This window comes from Candidatus Effluviviaceae Genus I sp., from assembly GCA_016867725.1.
Classification (GTDB): Bacteria; Joyebacterota; Joyebacteria; order Joyebacterales; family Joyebacteraceae; genus VGIX01.
In genome coordinates this window covers 1-4,331 of record VGIX01000074.1, presented here as the reverse complement: position 1 = coordinate 4,331, position 4,331 = coordinate 1, and the positions used below count along the sequence as shown (strand labels likewise).

Here is a 4,331-nt window from a genome sequence, read left to right as displayed (position 1 = left end):
CACCGGGGACATTCGCATCCCGCCTCACGTAGAGCGCGGGCCAGCTCCCGGAGCCGCCCAGCTGATGGACCCTGAGCGCGGGCGCGGTAGCCGTGGCCGCATAGACGTAGAGCTTCGCATCGGTCGTGGTCGCACTTCCCACCGCCACGTTCCCGGTCGCGCGGTGGATGTCATCTCCCGCGATCGTCCAGTCCCCGTCGTCGGCCACCGTCGCGGATGCGCGCAGCGCGGACGGCACGCTCGCGAGCTTCGAGCGGGGGCTCAGCGTCCCCGTTGACGACGAGCTCGAGATAGTACGGGGGCGTCGCGAACGAGGGGAGCGGGCTCACGGTCTTTCCCAGTTCTGTGTTGAACCAGCCCTCGACGATGGACGTGTTGGAGTGCGTCTCGGGTCCCCACAGCAGCGAGCCGCCGCTCGCGAGGCTGTAGATGCGCGCAACCACGGTGTAGGTCGCGTTGATCGGGTCGCCCGTGGACGAGTCGGCGAGGAACCCCTGGAACCAGACGGTGGACGGGACGTCGCGTCCCGCCTCCGTCGGCACGGGGCCGGCCTCGGCCGTCAGGAGTTCAAGGGCGTCGCCTGAGGCGGCGGCCGGGGCGATCACGGCTGCGGCAAGCAGGGCGGCGAGGACCACGTGGGGCAGATGACCGGGACGGATGCAGGCGTTCACCGATGCACCTCCTTCGGGCGAGCCCGTGGCTCGCGCCAGTCTGCGTCTCCCGCGTGCGGATGGACCACTGATGTGCGGCACATCGTACGGAGACCTGCACTCGTTGTCGAGGAGGCTTCCGAAGGCAGGGGCAGGCATGGGCGGCAAGGAGGTCATGTGGAGTGCGCAGGGCGCGGTTGTGATCTGGGGGGGACGGTTTGGGTGCTCCGCGTCACATCCGCGTGACACCCTGGAATGCCCACCCCGCGGGGCCTTCGCGGCCGGGCGACCCCGCGACGTCACCTGCATGTGCCGGTCGCGGGGCACCCGGGCGCGCCCGCGCCGAGACGCCGCGCGTCCGATGCGACGCTAACCTCCCACGAGACAAACGACTGCACGGGTCGACTTCGGTCCGGCGGAACTCCGTGCGGGCTGGCATCCCCGTTGCTGTGCAGGGTGGCGTCCACTCGCAACCGGAGGGTGCATGAGCATGAGGTGCGTTGCCGGAGAGACGCTCTGCCGCACGACGCAGTGCCCGAGGGAGTTCGTCTGCCTCGAGAACCACTCGCAGCCGCCGTGCGTCGCCATCGGCTCCTGCGCCGAGGGCCTCGTGATCGAGAAGGCGAACCACTCGAGGTGCGCGTACGCGGCGCGGTGCGACGGGTCCGCCGTCTGCACCTGCCCGACGCGGGCGGAGCTCCGCGAGAGGTACGGGTGGTGACAGTCGGAGCCGGCGTCCGTCACGCCGCGCGCGCCTGAAGCCGCAGTGTAGCCCAGCACAGTCGGTGACGCCCGTTCCTTCCCCCTCGGGACGGGTGCCGCCCAACCGAAAGGAACGGCCATGACGCTCGCGCGCGTGTTCCGCCGGCCCGTCGCCCTGGCGACGTCCGCCCTCGGTCTGTGGTTCCTCTTCGCGCCCGCCGTTCCTCTCCGCGCCGCCGAGCTCGACATGCGCGACGCGGTCACCGACCGGGCGTTCTGGGCCGAGGTCCGCGAACTCGCGGAGCTCAGCAACGCCGACGAGCCGGCGCCGGCGGTGTGCTGGCTGAACGAGGGCTCGACGAACATCTCGTACGACACGGGCAACTTCACCACCTACGAGACGCGGCGCGTGAAGATCGTCATTCTCGACGCCAAGCGCGCGGAGGGGTACGCGAACGTCGCCATCGCCTGCTCCAAGCGCGTCCCGATCAGCAAACTCAAGGCGCGCACCGTGACGCGGTCCGGCAAGTGGGTTGACGTCAAGAAGGACGACATCCACGAGCGGAGCAGGTTCCCCGACTTCGTGCTCTACGCGGACGTGCGCGAGAAGGTGTTCGCGATGCCGTCGTTCGCGGACAGCTGCGTCATCGAGTACGAGTACACCCGCTCCCACGGGGACACGCAGTTCGAAGACGAATTCCGCTTCGACATGAGCATCCCCGTGCGCAAGGCGGAGTACACCTTCGCCATGCCGAAGGACCTGTTGCTTCTTGGCGTGGACATCGCCACGAGGTCGAGCGGCGCGCCGCGGTCCCCGGTCAAAGGCGCGCGGCCTGCGCCGGGCGGCGGCCTCACGGGGACCCAGTCCACGCTGACATGGACCTGCAGCTCGCTTCCGGCGATCCCGCGCGAGCCGTTCAGGGCGCCGCTGGCCGACCTGTGCTCCCGAGTGACCGTCGGGCTCGCCTCGATGCGGCCGGAGTATCCGCAGTACACATGGCGCTCGTTTGGGGACGACTACTTCAAGGAGACCATCTCGCCGCTTCTGGCGGAGGGGCGCGCGTTGGCCGGCGAGGCGCGTTCGTTCCTTCGCAATCCGAAGGACGAGCTCGAGACCATCGAAATGGTCGCCAACGGCGTGGCAGAGAACGTGCGATATGTGGCCATCGAGATCGACGGGTCCGGTTGGAAGCCACGCAGTCCGAAGGAGGTGCTCGCGTCCCGCTACGGCGACTGCAAGGACATGAGCGTGCTCACCGCGGCGCTCCTCCGCGTGCTGGGCATCGAGGCGTGGCCGGCGCTCGTGAGGACGCGCGACGACGGCACGATCGACGGCAGCATCGTGACGCCGTCGCTCATGAACCACATGATCGTCTACGTGCGGTCGGGCGGAGAGGAGCACTGGATCGACCCCGCCGGCGGCGTGCTCGAACTCGGCGAGCTTCCGTCGGTTGACCGGGACGTCCAGGCACTCGTGTTGAGCGATGCGGGGTGCAGCTTCGTCCGGACGCCCAGGAGCACGGCCGAGGCCAACCGCATCGCCTGGACGGTGAACGCTGAGATCAATGCCGGCGGGTCCATCGTTGGGGAGGCGACGGCGCACTTCACGGGCGACCTCGCGCTCGAGATGCGGAACACGATCAGGGGGAGCTCACGGGAGGACGTGCGGAAGGCGCTCGAGCGGATGGTGGCGGGGCAGTTCGCCGGAGCGCACGTGACCTCGTGGGAGCGCGTCGAGCGGTCGGGGAAGCGCGGATGCCTGGTTCGGATGGCGTTCGAGGCGGACTGGGCCGGCGCGTCGTCCGGCGGGCGTGCGGTGCTCGACGGGTCGTTCTTCGGCATCGCGGGTCCAGAGGAGACGCTCCCCGCGGGGAGGCGCCACCACGGCGTCGTCTTCGACAGGCCCTACGCCGTCGCGGACTCATGCTGCATCAGGCTGTCGGATGGATGGGCGCCTGACGGGCTCCCGGGCGATCTCTCCGAGCGGGCGAAGTACGGGTTCTACGCGCGGCGGTTCTCGCACGCCGACGGTGTCATCCGCTGCTCGCGGACCTTCGAGCTGACCGCCAAGGCGGTGGCCGCGTCGGAGTACGGAGACCTGCGCGCGTTCTGGCTCGATGCCTCGCGGGCGCACCGTGAGCCGGTGCTGTTGGTGAGGGGGTAGGGGGCGGCCCCCCCTCCGCCTACTCCCCCCTTCCCGCCACCAGCCGCGGCTCGCTGCGGCTGCTCGACCTGAACTCCATCTCCTCGACGAGGATGTCCGGCGTCACGACGGCGAGGGGGTAGGCCATCCCGCCGCCCAGCGACTGGCGCAGGTTCGTGAGCTTGGGCTTCGCGCCCACAGCGCAGATGTCGCGGAGCGCGCGGACGCTCACCTCGTCGAACGCGATGCCGCGCACCGGCTCCATGCGCCCGTCGTCCGCGTACACCTTGTAGGCCACGATCGGGGCCGTGAGCAGGGCCGCCCTCGCCTCGTCGGAGCCCTGCGTCCACTGATATCGCCGCGAGATCTCCGGCGCGTCCAGCCGCGTGATGAGCAGCCCGAACCCGCCGTCAACGCTCTTCGCGAGCTTTCTGAGCTCCGCGACGAGGTCCTTCCTCGTCTTCGCGGACCGCACGAACAGGTTCGATGCGGTCGGCACCGTCCACTGGTTCGGGAACGCGACGGCTCGGCCGTTCGACTCCGTCAGCTTCTTCGTCGGCCCACGGCCGATCGGAAGCGCCACCAGCCTCCCGCTCTCCACGAGCGTCACGTTCTCCGCCGGCACGCCCTCGTCGTCAACGAGCCTGTAGCCCGCAAGCCGCATGCCCTCCCACGACTCGCGCGTGGGCTCGTCCGTCACGGTGATGAACTCGGGCAGCACGCGGCGACTCAGCTTGCCCGCGAGCTTCGCGTCGGGCACGTACTGCTTCATCCAGTCGTCGGCGAGGAGTGGGGACCTCGCGGGCGTGAGCTGCGCGGCGAAGAGCTGCGCGACG

Annotated in this window: 4 protein-coding genes; 2 read left to right on the top strand and 2 right to left on the bottom strand. The window is 69.8% G+C overall.

The window, feature by feature from the left end; translation table 11 throughout:
• Positions 1–170: 170 nt before the first annotated feature.
• Positions 171–671, bottom strand: a complete 501-nt coding sequence (locus FJY74_09420; protein MBM3308531.1) for a hypothetical protein — start codon at positions 669–671, stop codon at positions 171–173.
• 463 nt (positions 672–1,134) lie between these two features.
• Here FJY74_09420 and FJY74_09415 point away from each other — a divergent pair, with 463 nt between their 5' ends.
• Positions 1,135–1,371, top strand: coding sequence for a hypothetical protein (locus FJY74_09415; protein ID MBM3308530.1), 237 nt, complete (start codon positions 1,135–1,137; stop codon positions 1,369–1,371).
• Positions 1,372–1,491: 120 nt separating this feature from the next.
• Positions 1,492–3,516 carry a DUF3857 domain-containing protein gene (locus FJY74_09410; protein ID MBM3308529.1) on the top strand — a complete coding sequence of 675 codons (2,025 nt, stop codon included), beginning with the start codon at positions 1,492–1,494 and terminating at the stop codon, positions 3,514–3,516.
• 19 nt (positions 3,517–3,535) lie between these two features.
• Here FJY74_09410 and FJY74_09405 read toward each other — a convergent pair.
• Positions 3,536–4,331 (bottom strand): hypothetical protein (locus FJY74_09405; GenBank protein MBM3308528.1); only part of this gene is annotated, 796 nt, incomplete at its 5' end.

What these genes read in the sequence shown, in the direction of transcription:
- FJY74_09415 (MBM3308530.1), top strand. Translation starts at nt 1,135, where the DNA reads ATGAGCATGAGGTGCGTTGCCGGAGAGACGCTCTGCCGCACGACGCAG.
- FJY74_09410 (MBM3308529.1), top strand. Translation starts at nt 1,492, where the DNA reads ATGACGCTCGCGCGCGTGTTCCGCCGGCCCGTCGCCCTGGCGACGTCC.